Source organism: Pontibacter sp. JAM-7 (assembly GCF_048548695.2).
Taxonomy (GTDB): Bacteria; Pseudomonadota; Gammaproteobacteria; order Pseudomonadales; family Balneatricaceae; genus Neptuniibacter.
In genome coordinates this window covers 172,893-185,806 of the sequence record NZ_JBLYIF020000007.1, presented here as the reverse complement: position 1 = coordinate 185,806, position 12,914 = coordinate 172,893, and the positions used below count along the sequence as shown (strand labels likewise).

The window sequence follows — 12,914 nt, the reverse complement described above, 5'->3', positions numbered from 1 at the left end:
AGAGAAGATAATATGCCACTGGAAAATCAGGAACTGCGCAAGGCCGGCCTCAAGGTAACCCTGCCGCGAGTGAAGATTTATCAGATTCTTGAGCGTGCCCAGGAGGGCGATCACTTCAGTGCTGAAGCTATCTATAAAATGCTGATGGAGTTGGGCGAGGATGTAGGTCTGGCGACGGTGTACCGCGTGCTGACACAGTTTGAAGCTGCCGGTCTGGTGACGCGCCACCACTTTGAAGGTGGTCATTCCGTATTTGAACTCTCTCGTGATGAAGAGCATGACCACATCGTCTGTGTGAAGTCAGGCATCGTTAAAGAGTTTTCTGATCCGCGCCTGAATGAATTGCTTGAAGAGATTGCCACCAAGATGGGATTTGCGCTGACCGACCGTACCATTTATCTGTACGGCGTCTATCAGGGTGATAAAGTTAAAAAATAATCCAGCTCATGTTTTTCCAAACCCTGCCTTGGCAGGGTTTTTTATTGCCAGCGTTACTGGCAGGTCAGCATTTCACGGGCATGCTGCAAGGATGTTTCGGTGATATCGATGCCGCCCAGCATTCGGGCGATCTCCTCTACTCGGTGATCCTGTTCCAATGTTTTAATGGCCGTTGAAGTTTGTGATTGCTTACTTTTTTTGCTGACGTAGAGATGTTGGTGGCCTTGTGCAGCAACCTGAGGTTGGTGGGTGACGCAGAGAATTTGTGCCTGTTCACCTAGCTGGCGTAGCAGGCGGCCAACGACTTCGGCAATTGCACCGCCAATACCCACATCCACCTCATCAAAAATTAAGGTCGGTGTGGAGGAGGTTTGCGCGGTAATCACCTGAATTGCCAGGCTGATGCGGGATAGTTCACCACCGGAGGCGATTTTGGCCAATGGTTTAGCGGGTTGACCTGCATTGGTGGAGATCATCAATTCTATCTCTTCTAATCCGGTTGCCGCCGGTTGTTGCAGTGTATGCAGTGCGACAGTGAGCTGGGCCGCAGGCATGCCCAGCAAATGCAGTTGTTCTCCGACCATTTCCCCTAGTTGCTTAGCGGTACGTTGGCGTTGCTGGCTCAGCGACTTCGCCTGTTTTTGGTAGGCGGCCTCGGCCTCGGCTACGCTGGCGGTCAGGGCTTCAATGCTGGCATCGCCACCCAATAGCCCGTTTAACTCTTCTGTCAGGATCTGGTGATGAGATAGTAGTTGCTCGGGTTTGATGCGGTGTTTACGGGCTATCTCGTAAATACTGCCCAGACGTTCTTCCACCTCTTGCTGGCGTTCTGGGTCGACTTCAACCTGCTCAAGAAAGTGGCGGATCTCGCCGCTGGCTTCCTCGGTCTGAATCAGTGCACCGTTGATCATCTCGGCGGTTTGTTGCAGGGCTGGGTGCGGGTTATCCATCTTGTTGAGTAATTGCAGCCCCTGATGCAGCATCTGCAGGCAGTTGCCTGCCTCCTGATCTGTCAGCACTTCTAATAACTGGTGGCCGTTATGCAGAATATCGCCGGCATTTTCCAGCAGCTTCTGCTCCCGCTCTAACTCGATCAGTTCGCCTTCGCCAAGATTAAGCAGATCCAGCTCTTCCACCTGGTAGCGCAACAGTTGCAACCGGGCTTGTTGCTCATCGTTTTGTTCACTCAGTAGGCGTAATTTTTTTGCTTCTGACTGCCAGAGCTGAAAAGCGGTTTTTACCTGCTGTGTCAGTGGGCTGAGGCCAGCGTAGTTATCTAATAAACTGCGGTGATACTCTTTTTTGAGCAGCCGCTGGTGTTCATGTTGGCCATGAATGGCGACCAGTAGTTCACCCAGTTGTTTGACGTTGCCCGCGGGGGATGGTCGACCATTGATGTAGCAGCGTGAGCGCCCATCCTGATTGATCACCCGGCGCAGCATGCATTCATCGCCCTGCTGGAGTTCCTGTTCTTCAAGCCAGGCTTGTGCTTCTGGACACTGACTGAGGGAAAACACGGCGATAATCTCCGCCCGGTCGGCGCCATTGCGCACGGTGCCACTTTCGGCACGGTCACCCAATGCCAGCGCTAAGGCATCCAGCATAATGGACTTACCGGCACCGGTTTCGCCGCTGACCACGGTCATGCCGTTTTCCAGCTCAAGATCCAGTGAATCAACAATGGCAAAGTTGCGAATTGATAGTTGCGTCAGCATAACGGTACATCTGTTTATTTATACAGTGTTTTGTATAAGCCATATTGTCGCGGGTTGCAATCCTTTGGCAGAAAAAGCAGAAAATTTTCCTCAGCGGTTGAAAGGTGTGCAGCTGTCCCCATATAAGCCAGCAATCGGATTTAAGCCTGAATAAGTGTGCCTGTTAGCAGGCGGAGCTGGAGATTTTTATATGGCAGATGAAAAACAGAACCCGACCGCAGAAGCACAAGCCGCCGCGGCTGACCCATCGGTTGAAGAGGTGGTTGAGTCGGCTGCAGCAAGTGAAGACTCAGTTGAACAGGATAACCAGGTCGATGCTGAGCAGCTAGCAACAGAGTTAACAGATGCCGTTGCTGAAATCGAAAGCCTGAAAGAGCAGATGCTGCGTATTCAGGCTGATGCTCAGAATGTTCGCCGCCGCGCTGAGATGGATGTGGAAAAGGCGCACAAGTTTGGCGTAGAAAAGTTTGTCAACGAGATGCTGCCAGTCGTCGATAGTCTGGAGCGTGCGCTGGAAACGTTTGGCGAAGATGAGTCGGTCCAGGCGATGCGGGAAGGGGTCGAAATGACCCTGACTATGTTATTGGCCGGCCTGGGTAAATTTCAGGTTGAGCAAGTCTCACCTGAAGGCCAGGCGTTTGATCCAGAGCTGCATCAGGCAATGTCTATGGTCGAGGTACCAGGGGCTGAGCCTAACTCAGTGGTGAGTGTGATGCAGAAAGGCTACACCCTGAGCGGTCGCCTGGTGCGTCCTGCCATGGTGATGGTTGCCAAGGCCTGAGAAAGTTTACTGCGCCCCCTTGAAACCCGGCGCAAAGCACGCATATAGAACTCAAGCAAATACAGATTTAAACCTGCCTTGATTGGGCAGTGAATTCGGAGCAGATACACATGGGTAAAATCATCGGTATTGACCTGGGGACTACCAACTCCTGCGTTGCCATCCTTGATGGTGGCAGTGCCAAAGTTATTGAAAACGCCGAAGGCGACCGTACCACGCCGTCTATCATCGCGTATAAAGATGATGGCGAAACATTGGTTGGTCAGCCAGCAAAGCGTCAGGCAGTTACTAATCCTGATAACACGCTGTATGCCATCAAGCGCCTGATCGGTCGTCGCTTTACTGACGATGTTGTTCAGAAAGATATCAAAATGGTGCCATACAAGATCATCGAAGCTGACAACGGTGATGCTTGGGTACAGGTAAAAGACAAAAAACTGGCCGCGCCTCAGGTATCTGCTGAAGTGCTGAAAAAGATGAAGAAGACCGCAGAAGATTACCTGGGTGAAAAAGTCACCGAGGCGGTTATCACTGTGCCGGCTTACTTCAACGACTCTCAGCGTCAGGCAACCAAAGATGCCGGTAAAATCGCTGGTCTGGACGTGAAACGTATCATTAACGAGCCCACTGCTGCGGCACTGGCGTATGGTATGGACAAGTCCAAGGGTGATAAAACCATCGCGGTATATGACCTGGGTGGTGGTACCTTCGATATCTCTATTATCGAAATCGCGGAAGTTGATGGCGAACACCAGTTTGAAGTGCTGTCTACCAATGGTGATACCTTCCTGGGTGGTGAAGATTTTGACATGCGCTTGATTGAATATCTGGCAGCAGAGTTCAAGAAAGAGAGCGGCATTGATCTGCACAACGACCCACTGGCACTGCAGCGTCTGAAAGAAGCGGCGGAAAAAGCGAAGGTTGAACTGTCTTCTGCCCAGCAGACTGATGTTAATCTGCCATATGTGACTGCTGATGCCAGTGGTCCTAAGCACCTTAATGTAAAAGTGACCCGTGCCAAGCTGGAATCTCTGGTAGAAGAGCTGGTTGAGCGTTCTCTGGAACCTTGCCGTATTGCTCTGAAAGATTCTGATTTGAGTGCTTCTGAAATCGACGAAGTGATTCTGGTCGGTGGTCAGACCCGTATGCCACTGGTACAGAAAAAAGTGGCTGATTTCTTTGGTAAGGAACCACGTAAAGACGTCAATCCGGATGAAGCTGTTGCTATGGGTGCAGCGATTCAAGGTGCGGTTCTGTCAGGTGACGTCAAAGACGTACTGCTGCTGGATGTTACTCCGCTGACGCTGGGTATTGAAACAATGGGTGGTGTGGCGACACCGCTGATCGAGAAAAACACTACGATTCCTACCAAGAAATCACAGACTTTCTCTACCGCAGATGATAATCAATCTGCCGTAACCATTCATGTGGTACAGGGTGAGCGTAAACAGGCAACGGCTAACAAATCACTGGGTCGTTTTGACCTGGCTGATATCCCGCCAGCACCGCGTGGTATGCCACAGATTGAAGTGACCTTCGACCTGGATGCGAATGGTATTCTGAACGTGTCGGCCAAAGATAAAGCGACTGGCAAAGAACAGTCCATTGTCATTAAAGCCTCTTCCGGATTGTCTGATGATGATATCGAGCAGATGGTTAATGATGCTGAAGCGCATGCTGAAGAAGACAAAAAGTTCGAAGAGCTGACCACTGCCCGTAACCAGGGTGATGCGATGGTGCACTCGGCTCGTAAGACTTTGGAAGAAGCGGGTGATAAAGCCAGCGATGAGGAGAAATCCACTATCGAAGCGGCGATTGAAGCATTGGAAACTGCGCTGAAAGAGTCTGATAAAGACGACATTGAAAGCAAAACAGCGGCCCTGACCGAAGCGGTCTCCGGTGTGGCGCAGAAGATGTATGCTGACGCGGCGCAGCAGGCAGAAGCGGCTCAGGGTGCTGAGCAGCAGGAAGCCGGTGGTGCGGATAAAGACGATGCCGTGGATGCTGAGTTTGAAGAAGTAAAAGACGACAAAAAGTAAGTTGTCTTGTGCCGGTTTCCGGCGCTAATAAGACTGCCTGTCACCAGCGTGATGGGCAGACATCAGGCACCGCGGGCACTAGCCCGCGTTGTCATATCCGGCCAACCGCTTTGGGTATGTGACTGAGTTATGTCAAAACGAGATTATTACGAAGTTCTGGGTGTCACCCAGGATGCCTCTGATGCAGAGATCAAAAAAGCGTTCCGACGCATGGCAATGAAATACCATCCGGATCGTAATCCGGATGACACCGCTGCTGAAGATAGCTTTAAAGAGGTCAATGAAGCTTACGAAGTACTGTCCGATGCGCAGAAAAAAGCGGCATACGATCAGTATGGCCATGCTGGGGTTGATCCCAATATGCGGGGTGGCCAGGGTGGCGGTTTTGAAGGCAGCTTCTCAGATATTTTCGGTGATGTCTTTGGTGATATTTTCGGCGGTGGTGGTGGCGGACGTCGTCACAGCTCGGTGCAACGTGGGGCTGACCTGCGTTACACCATGGATATGTCGTTGGAAGAAGCGGTTCGTGGTGTCGAAAAAACCATCAAAGTGCCTTCACTTGTGGCATGCGAAACCTGTGATGGCAGTGGTGCTAAACCGGGTTCTTCCGCCAAAGTATGTGGTACCTGTGGCGGCCATGGTCAGGTGCGCATGCAGCAGGGTTTCTTCTCTGTACAGCAGACCTGTCCGACCTGTCATGGTGAAGGTCAGGTTATCAGCGATCCGTGTAACGACTGTCACGGCCATGGGCGTAAGGAAAAAACCAAAACCCTGTCGGTTAAAATTCCTGCTGGGGTTGATACCGGTGATCGGATTCGTCTGGCGGGTGAAGGTGAAGCAGGCACTCATGGTGGCCCGGCGGGTGATCTCTATGTGCAGGTGCATGTGCGGACACATCCGATTTTTGAACGGGATGGTCGCAACCTGTATTGTGAAGTGCCCATCAGTTTTATTGATGCGGCGTTGGGTGGTGAACTGGAAGTGCCAACACTGGATGGTCGGGTTAAGCTGAAAGTGCCCGCAGAAACCCAGACTGGCAAAATGTTCCGCCTGCGCGGTAAAGGTGTTGCTCCAGTACGGGGTGGTGCCACAGGTGATCTGCTGGTGAAGGTGGTACTGGAAACGCCGGTACATCTGAGCTCCCGTCAGAAAGAGCTGCTGCGTGAATTCCAGCAGGAAATGGAGCAGGGCAATAACAAGCACAGCCCGAAAAAAGCCGGATTTTTCGATTCGGTGAAAAAGTTCTTTGAAGACATGACCTGAACACAGGTCTAATCTTAACAATCAGGGGAGCGTATGTGCCGTTCTGGCAGGCTGGCTCCCTCGGTTGCTATACGAGGTCATCATGTATCCCAACTCCCTCACTCCGGAAGAAATCTGGGGGCAGATAATCCAAGAAGCTGAGTCTGAAGCTCAGCAGGAACCTGTGCTATCAGGTTTTTACCATGCCAATATTCTGGGGCATCAAAGTTTGCGCTCCTCTCTGGCATACCTTCTATCACGTAAATTGGATGATGATGCGTTACCCGCCGTGACATTGCGTCTGGTAATTGAGGAAGTATTGCGGGAAGCACCTGAAATTTTGCAGGCGACCAGTTGTGATCTGGCTGCAGTGCAAACCCGTGATCCGGCAATTGAAAATTACTCTACCGTGTTACTGTTCCTGAAAGGCTTTCATGCTTTGCAAGCCTATCGTGTGGCGCATTACATGTGGCAGCAGGGACGTAGAACCATGGCGATGTATATTCAGAGCCGGGTGAGTAGTGAACTGCAAGTGGATATTCATCCGGCGGCACGGATTGGCCGCGGCGTGATGTTTGACCATGCGACTGGCATCGTTATTGGTGAAACCTCAGTTATTGAGGATGATGTGTCCATTCTGCAATCGGTTACCCTGGGTGGTACCGGTAAAGAGTGTGGCGATCGACATCCGAAGATTCGTGAAGGTGTGATGATTGCTGCCGGGGCGAAAATATTCGGTAATATTGAAATCGGCGCGGGTGCCAAAATTGGTGGTGGCAGTGTGGTACTCGACAGTGTGCCTGCCCATACTACCGTGGTTGGTGTGCCTGCTAAGGCGGTAGGGCATCCGCAGGGTGACAAACCGGCGCTGGATATGAATCAGAATATCCTGCTGGATTCAGACGACTAAGCAAATCTTAGAAACGGATTACAGAATGATTAGAGTGGCAGTAACCGGCGCCGCCGGACGGATGGGTAAGGCAAATATCGAGGCGATCCAGATGGCCGAGGGCATTACCCTGTCCGCGGCGATTGTTGAACCATCCAGCAGCCTGGTGGGTGCCGATGCCGGTGAAGTGGCAGGGGTTGGTAAGCTGGGTGTAAAACTGGCCGACACACTGGCGTCTGTGGTCGATGATTTTGATGTTCTGATCGATTTTACGTCACCTGAAGTGACGTTGGACAATGTTGCTTACTGTGCAGCTCAGGGAAAACACGTGGTGATCGGTACCACGGGGTTGAATGATGCACAGAAAGAGCGTCTTAACGTATTGGCAGAAAACACGGCCATTGTGTTTGCGCCAAATATGAGTGTAGGCGTCAATCTCTGTTTCAAACTGCTGGAAGTTGCTGCCAGGGCGCTGGGTAACGATGATTATGATATCGAAGTGATCGAAGCTCATCATCGCCATAAAGTCGATTCACCCTCCGGCACTGCTCTGCGAATGGGTGAGGTCGTTGCGGATGCACTGGGACGTGACCTGAAAACCTGTGCAGTGTATGGCCGTGAAGGTCAGATAGGTGCCCGACCGCGCGGTGAAATTGGTTTTGAGACCATTCGTGCGGGTGATGTGGTGGGTGATCATACCGTGTTGTTTGCCACTGAGGGTGAGCGTATTGAGATTACTCATAAGGCCAGCAATCGTCTGACGTTTGCCAAGGGTGCGGTCCGTGCGGCTGTTTGGCTGCAGGATAAAACCACCGGCCTTTATGATATGCAGGATGTGCTCGGACTGCGCTGAAAAATCTGCTTCATCGACAAAAAAAGCCCGCACCCTGATGGTTGCGGGCTTTTTTTATTTCTGGCTGATACGCTAAAACATTGATCTATCCCCTACGTCTTACCCTGCACTCTGTTCTAGTCTTATAGCGGCATGCTTTTAATTGCGTTCCGCAGGGGCTTTAGATGGATACTCAGTGTGCGAAGTTTCTTAAACGACAGGATTTCCAGCAATTGCTGGTCAAGCTACAGGCTGCTGGCTATCGGGTGGTGGGGCCTCAGGTGCGTGATGAGGCACTGATTTATGCCGACCTGACTAGCGTGAATCAACTGCCTAAGGGTTGGACGGACTATCAGGTGCCTGGCGCTTACCGCCTGCAGCAGACCGGTAGCGAGCGCCTGTTTAACTGGGCCAACGGGCCTCAGGCGCTGAAACCTTTGCTGTTTCCCGCCAGAGAGGTGTTGTGGCAAGCCAGACGTCAAGCGGATGGCAGTGTTGAGTTTCTGATTCCTGACGCTCAGGTTGAGAAGGTTGCTGTGCTTGGCGTAAAAGCCTGTGATCTGGCTGCACTGCGTTTGCAGGACCAGCATTTTCTGGAAGGTGAGTTTGTTGACCCCGGTTATCAGGCACGCCGGGCGGGGTTGCTGTTGCTGGGCGTCAACTGCAGTCATGCCAGCGAAACCTGTTTCTGCCACTCTACCGGTGATGGACCTGAGGTGAGTACTGGTGCGGACATTTTGTTATCTGAACTGGATGAGGGGTTTCTTATCCAGGCAGACACTCCGGCCGGGCAGTCGATTATGCAGCAGCTGCCCCTGCAGACGGTTTCCACTGATCAAATTGCCCGGTCAGAGCAACAGACGGCGCAGGCTGTACAGCAACAGGTACGCGAGCTGCCTGCGATCAAACCCGATCAGCTGCAAAGCGCCAGGGCACATCCGCAATGGGATGATGTGGCCGACCGCTGTTTGGCTTGCGGTAACTGTACTATGGTCTGCCCCACCTGCTTTTGCCATCATCAAACTGATTTGCTAAGCCTGTCCGGTGAGCATAGTGACCGTCAGCGCGAGTGGGACAGCTGTTTTGGTGAAAGTCACGGCCATCTGGCCGGTATGCAGGTGCGACCGGATGTTAAAACCCGCTACCAGCAGTGGATGATCCATAAGCTTGATGTCTGGCAAAACCAATACGGGCGTTCTGGTTGCGTGGGTTGTGGCCGCTGTACCAGCTGGTGCCCGGCAGAGATCGACTTTGTCGCTGAAGTGCGTGCTTTGACTGGGGAATCCTCATGAGTGCGGCGCAGATGTTGTATCCGCTGCAGGCTCAGGTGGTGGAGGTAATTCATGAGTCAACCACTATCTTTACCCTGCGACTGAAATTGCTGGATGACGCTGCTCGAACGCAATACCGCTTCCGGCCTGGGCAGTTCAATATGCTGTATCTGTTTGGTGTCGGTGAAGTACCTATCTCCATCGTATCCGACCCCGAAGATGAACAACTGATTGACCATACCATCCGCATCGTCGGCCGGGTGACAGCAGGGTTGGCACAGTTGCAGCCGGGTGACCAGCTGGGGTTACGCGGACCGTTTGGTACCGGCTGGCCGTTGTTGCAGGCCGAGCAGCGTGATCTGGTGATTATTACCGGAGGCCTGGGCTGTGCGCCGGTAGTGGCGGCCATCAATTTCGCTCTCAAGCGGCGGGAAAAATTTGGCCACATCTGTGTGGTGCAGGGTGTTAAGCACAGTAATGATCTGATCTGGGGGGATATGTATGCCCGCTGGCGGCAATTACCTGATGTGCAGGTATTGCTGGCTGCTGATCAGGCAGGTCAGGGCTGGCCATTTCACCAAGGGCGTATCACTGAGCTGCTGGACCAGCTACAAGCAGACTTACCAGCGGCTGTGGCCATGGTCTGCGGACCAGAAGGGTTGATGTTGGCTGCTGCCAACCAGCTGATCGCTCAGGGGCAGCCGCCCGGGCAGATCTTTCTGAGTCTGGAGCGGAATATGCAATGTGCTGTTGGGCATTGTGGGCATTGTCAGTTTGGTGCTGATTTTATCTGCCATCACGGACCGATCTTCAGTTATCCAGATATTGCCCCGCGCTTGTGTGTGGAGGGTGTCTGATGCGTTCTCGCTTAAGTTTGGCTGTGCATAAATTCAGTTCCTGCGATGGTTGCCAATTGGCGCTGCTGAATATGGGCCCTGATTTGCTGACATTGGCGCAGCGTGTAGAGATCAAACACTTTGCTGAAGCCGGGTTGCTGGATGAGGAAGCGCAGGTCGATGTGGCTCTGATTGAAGGCAGTGTTGTCACCGCGCATGACCAGCAGCGCATTCAGCAGATCCGTCAACGTAGCCGGTACCTGATTACCATCGGTGCTTGTGCTACTTCTGGAGGAATTCAGGCGCTCAAAAATCTCTCTGGGGAACGCCATTTGTGGCCAGGACAGATCTATCCCAGCCCAGAATTTATCGATAGTCTGGACTGTTCCGATGCGATCCGGGCGCATGTCAAAGTAGATTTTGAACTCTGGGGCTGTCCCATCAGCTCGGCACAGATAACCGCGGCGATAGGGCAGCTGCTGGAAGGTGTCATGCCGCCAGATCTGAGCGAAAAATTGTGTGTCGAGTGTAAGCGTAAACAGGTGGTCTGTACGTTGGTGACCCGAGGTGAACCTTGTCTTGGGCCGGTCACCCGTACCGGCTGTGGAGCCCTTTGCCCGGCGTTTGGTCGTGGTTGCTATGGTTGTTATGGTCCTGCGGAACTGCCTCGTAGTGACGCGTTGGCGCGGCGTTTCAGCGGGTTAGGTTTGGCACCGGAGGCTGTTAGTCGGCGGTTCCACCTGATTCATCCGCAGCAGCCTGCATTCCAGTTAATTGCGATTTCGGGAGAAGCAGATGACTGAACGTAAAATTCAGATTGATGTACCTGCGCTGGCCCGGGTTGAAGGTGAGGGAGCGCTTCATCTGAAAATTGATGGAGGTAAGCTTGCAGGCCTGCATTTTAAAATTTACGAGCCGCCGCGGTTTTTTGAGAAGTTTCTCGAAGGTCGTCACTTTTCTGAGGTGCCGGATATCGTGGCGCGTATTTGTGGTATTTGCCCGGTGGCCTATCAGGTCAGTGCCGCCAATGCTATTGAAGGACTGTTCCAGCTGCCGCTTACGCCCTGGATCAGGCAGATGCGGCGACTGTTGTATTGCGGTGAGTGGTTACAAAGCCACAGTTTACATATTCATTTACTGGCACTGCCAGATTACTTTGGCCATGACAGTGCCATTGGTCTGGCCAGTGATTATCCGGATGAAGTCAGGCGTGGTTTTGCTATTCAGGATGCCGGTAATCAGATTATGCGGTTGATGGGTGGTCGCTCGGTACACCCAGTGGGATTGAAGATTGGTGGTTTCCATCATGCCCCAGCCCCAGCTGATGTTGACGTTTTATTGGCAACGCTTGAAACCATGCTGCCGCAGGCGGAACAGATGTGTCACTGGCTGGCGACAATTGTCACTCCCGATGAATCACAGATATTTACCAGCGTAGCGTTGCGGGCTAAGGGTTATGCCATTGATTCGGGAGTGCTGGTCAGCTCAACTGGCTTGCAGCTCCATCCAGAGCAGTATGATCAGTATTTCACCGAGAGCCAGGTACCTTATTCCACTGCTTTATGGAGTCACCTGCAGGGACGGGATTACCTGGTGGGGCCGCTGGCTAGGATGAATCTGGGCTCTGCAGAATTGCCACAGCGGTTACAGCAGTTGCTGCAAGCTTTGGGTAATCCATTCCCCAGTCAGAATATGTTCCATAGCATGCTGGCCCGAGGCGTTGAAATTTGTCTGGCGCTGCATGATGCCATCGATATATTGCAACAATATCAACGACCAGAGATCACTGCTGTGGATGTTGACGTGAAGGCAGGGGTTGGCTGTGGCTGGAGTGAAGCACCCCGGGGTCTGCTCTGGCAGCGCTATGAAATTGACCAGGCCGGTATCATTCGGGTTGCACGTATTGTGCCTCCTACGAGTCAGAATCAAGCGCGGATAGAGCAGGATTTGCGCCATTCACTGAGCCGGTTTGGTTTGCACCAATCCGATGATGCCCTCAGGCTACATAGCGAAAAGGTGATTCGAAATTATGATCCCTGTATCTCTTGCGCGACGCATTTCTTGCGCCTGACGACTGCTCGGCAATGAAACCTATAGCCATCCTTTGTTTAGGTTCGGCCCATGGTGATGACAGTGTCGGTTGGCGGGTAGCTGAGCAGCTGAGCAGCTACCGCTGGCCGGACGTTAGGATAGAGGCACTGCATAACCCCGGTGCGGGCTTATTGACTCAGCTCAACCAATATCGTCGGGTATTGGTGGTGGATGCCTGCGATTGTTGCGCTGCAGCAGGAAGCCTGTTTCACTATCAACAACCGGTGCTACTGCAACAACCGGAGTCAGGGACGTTGAGTAGCCATCATGTCAGTCTGCCAGCGCTATTGCAGCTGGCCCGGCAACTGTCGTTGCCGTTGCCGCCGATGGAACTGTTTGCTGTGCAGGTTGCCGAGTGCCAGCCAATGGCGGAGCTATCACCTGCCGTGGCGGCAGCCCTGCCAAAACTGGTGGAACAGATTAGTGCAACCGTAGAGGAGGCGGTAAGGCAGCATGTATAAGCTAACGTTTTTTGTGCCAGAGTCACACTTGGAGTTTGTCAAAGATGGCTTGTTCAAGCTGGGGGTTGGCAAAATTGGCGATTACGATAGCTGTTGCTGGCAGGTGCTTGGTCAGGGCCAGTTTCGCCCGTTGCCGGGTAGTGATCCGTATATTGGCAGTCATGAGCAGTTGGAGCGTTTGCCCGAGTGGAAGGTTGAAATGGTCTGTGAAGACCGCCTGATCCAGGCGGCGGTGGCGGAACTTAAGCGGGTGCATCCTTACGAAGAGGTTGCCTATGATGTCTGGCAACTGGCTGATATTTAACTTGTTTGTCTGCTG

Annotated in this window: 13 protein-coding genes; 12 read left to right on the top strand and 1 reads right to left on the bottom strand. The window is 52.6% G+C overall.

The features are described 5' to 3' along the window. The first annotated feature begins 12 nt into the window (after positions 1-12). Positions 13-438, top strand: coding sequence for a ferric iron uptake transcriptional regulator (fur, locus tag ACFVYJ_RS11240; protein WP_419415927.1), 426 nt, complete (start codon positions 13-15; stop codon positions 436-438). A gap of 53 nt (positions 439-491) precedes the next feature. Here the strand turns inward: fur and recN are convergent, their stop codons facing one another. Then, entirely contained in the window at positions 492-2,153 is a 1,662-nt protein-coding gene (gene recN / locus ACFVYJ_RS11235) for a DNA repair protein RecN (protein ID WP_463255278.1), read from the bottom strand. Positions 2,154-2,343: 190 nt separating this feature from the next. Here recN and grpE point away from each other — a divergent pair, with 190 nt between their 5' ends. From grpE to ACFVYJ_RS11180, 11 genes are all read left to right on the top strand, one after another. Beyond that, positions 2,344-2,934 carry a nucleotide exchange factor GrpE gene (gene grpE, locus ACFVYJ_RS11230; RefSeq protein WP_419416053.1) on the top strand — a complete coding sequence of 197 codons (591 nt, stop codon included), beginning with the start codon at positions 2,344-2,346 and terminating at the stop codon, positions 2,932-2,934. A 110-nt stretch (positions 2,935-3,044) separates the two neighbouring features. Further along, positions 3,045-4,973, top strand: coding sequence for a molecular chaperone DnaK (dnaK, locus tag ACFVYJ_RS11225; protein WP_419416054.1), 1,929 nt, complete (start codon positions 3,045-3,047; stop codon positions 4,971-4,973). Positions 4,974-5,102: 129 nt separating this feature from the next. Then, complete coding sequence (gene dnaJ, locus ACFVYJ_RS11220) at positions 5,103-6,236, top strand: molecular chaperone DnaJ (protein ID WP_419416055.1); 1,134 nt, start codon at positions 5,103-5,105, stop codon at positions 6,234-6,236. An 82-nt stretch (positions 6,237-6,318) separates the two neighbouring features. After that, positions 6,319-7,125, top strand: a complete 807-nt coding sequence (gene cysE / locus ACFVYJ_RS11215; protein WP_419416056.1) for a serine O-acetyltransferase — start codon at positions 6,319-6,321, stop codon at positions 7,123-7,125. Between the two features lie 25 nt (positions 7,126-7,150). Continuing rightward, the gene (gene dapB / locus ACFVYJ_RS11210; RefSeq protein ID WP_419416057.1) at positions 7,151-7,957 is read left to right on the top strand and encodes a 4-hydroxy-tetrahydrodipicolinate reductase; all 807 of its coding nucleotides are present in this window, start codon (positions 7,151-7,153) and stop codon (positions 7,955-7,957) included. 164 nt (positions 7,958-8,121) lie between these two features. Continuing rightward, positions 8,122-9,228, top strand: coding sequence for a 4Fe-4S dicluster domain-containing protein (locus tag ACFVYJ_RS11205; RefSeq protein WP_419416058.1), 1,107 nt, complete (start codon positions 8,122-8,124; stop codon positions 9,226-9,228). Further along, positions 9,225-10,064 carry an FAD/NAD(P)-binding protein gene (locus ACFVYJ_RS11200; RefSeq protein WP_419416059.1) on the top strand — a complete coding sequence of 280 codons (840 nt, stop codon included), beginning with the start codon at positions 9,225-9,227 and terminating at the stop codon, positions 10,062-10,064. Before ACFVYJ_RS11205 ends, ACFVYJ_RS11200 begins: the two co-directional genes overlap by 4 nt. After that, positions 10,064-10,846, top strand: a complete 783-nt coding sequence (locus tag ACFVYJ_RS11195; protein ID WP_419416060.1) for an NADH-quinone oxidoreductase subunit B family protein — start codon at positions 10,064-10,066, stop codon at positions 10,844-10,846. Before ACFVYJ_RS11200 ends, ACFVYJ_RS11195 begins: the two co-directional genes overlap by 1 nt. Further along, positions 10,839-12,131 carry a Ni/Fe hydrogenase subunit alpha gene (locus tag ACFVYJ_RS11190; protein WP_419416061.1) on the top strand — a complete coding sequence of 431 codons (1,293 nt, stop codon included), beginning with the start codon at positions 10,839-10,841 and terminating at the stop codon, positions 12,129-12,131. Before ACFVYJ_RS11195 ends, ACFVYJ_RS11190 begins: the two co-directional genes overlap by 8 nt. Next, complete coding sequence (locus tag ACFVYJ_RS11185) at positions 12,128-12,595, top strand: hydrogenase maturation protease (RefSeq protein WP_419416062.1); 468 nt, start codon at positions 12,128-12,130, stop codon at positions 12,593-12,595. Before ACFVYJ_RS11190 ends, ACFVYJ_RS11185 begins: the two co-directional genes overlap by 4 nt. Beyond that, on the top strand, positions 12,588-12,899 hold the full coding sequence (locus ACFVYJ_RS11180) for a YqfO family protein (RefSeq protein WP_419416063.1): 312 nt from the start codon (positions 12,588-12,590) through the stop codon (positions 12,897-12,899). The genes ACFVYJ_RS11185 and ACFVYJ_RS11180 overlap by 8 nt, the downstream gene beginning before the upstream one ends. The last annotated feature ends 15 nt before the right edge of the window (positions 12,900-12,914 follow it).

Bases quoted from the DNA above. Each gene is read 5' to 3' on its own strand.
- ACFVYJ_RS11195 (WP_419416060.1), top strand. From the start codon at position 10,064: ATGCGTTCTCGCTTAAGTTTGGCTGTGCATAAATTCAGTTCCTGCGAT.
- recN (WP_463255278.1), bottom strand. From the start codon at position 2,153: ATGCTGACGCAACTATCAATTCGCAACTTTGCCATTGTTGATTCACTG.
- ACFVYJ_RS11200 (WP_419416059.1), top strand. From the start codon at position 9,225: ATGAGTGCGGCGCAGATGTTGTATCCGCTGCAGGCTCAGGTGGTGGAG.
- ACFVYJ_RS11185 (WP_419416062.1), top strand. From the start codon at position 12,128: ATGAAACCTATAGCCATCCTTTGTTTAGGTTCGGCCCATGGTGATGAC.
- cysE (WP_419416056.1), top strand. From the start codon at position 6,319: ATGTATCCCAACTCCCTCACTCCGGAAGAAATCTGGGGGCAGATAATC.
- grpE (WP_419416053.1), top strand. From the start codon at position 2,344: ATGGCAGATGAAAAACAGAACCCGACCGCAGAAGCACAAGCCGCCGCG.
- ACFVYJ_RS11180 (WP_419416063.1), top strand. From the start codon at position 12,588: ATGTATAAGCTAACGTTTTTTGTGCCAGAGTCACACTTGGAGTTTGTC.
- dnaJ (WP_419416055.1), top strand. From the start codon at position 5,103: ATGTCAAAACGAGATTATTACGAAGTTCTGGGTGTCACCCAGGATGCC.
- dnaK (WP_419416054.1), top strand. From the start codon at position 3,045: ATGGGTAAAATCATCGGTATTGACCTGGGGACTACCAACTCCTGCGTT.
- fur (WP_419415927.1), top strand. From the start codon at position 13: ATGCCACTGGAAAATCAGGAACTGCGCAAGGCCGGCCTCAAGGTAACC.
- dapB (WP_419416057.1), top strand. From the start codon at position 7,151: ATGATTAGAGTGGCAGTAACCGGCGCCGCCGGACGGATGGGTAAGGCA.
- ACFVYJ_RS11205 (WP_419416058.1), top strand. From the start codon at position 8,122: ATGGATACTCAGTGTGCGAAGTTTCTTAAACGACAGGATTTCCAGCAA.
- ACFVYJ_RS11190 (WP_419416061.1), top strand. From the start codon at position 10,839: ATGACTGAACGTAAAATTCAGATTGATGTACCTGCGCTGGCCCGGGTT.